Genomic DNA, 372 nt, shown 5'->3' on the forward strand with positions numbered 1-372 from the left:
AGTTGAGAAGAATGAAAAGAAAATTTCTCCCTAATTTGCACGGGTGCTGTTTCATGGCTGAGACCGACAGCAACTATATACATGTGAACATACTCCTTTTAGGATTACATTAATCTGTTCAACAATTTCACATTGAACTTTCTTTTTAACATATCTCAAAATAAACTATCTTGAATTAAAGATAATTTATTACAAAATTGTTTATATGTCAAGATATTACTTCTTCGTCTATTATTTTGTACAATCATGTGAAGTTTTTTATTCTTGATTCTATCTAGGTTAAATCAGGCAATATCCTAACCGTAAGAACGTTGACTAGTGTGGCACCGCACCTAAGGTTATTTCTATCTGAGCTTAGCGGACATCAGTTCC

This window comes from Bacillus sp. JJ1503, assembly GCF_036965125.1.
Classification (GTDB): domain Bacteria; phylum Bacillota; class Bacilli; order Bacillales; family Cytobacillaceae; genus Cytobacillus.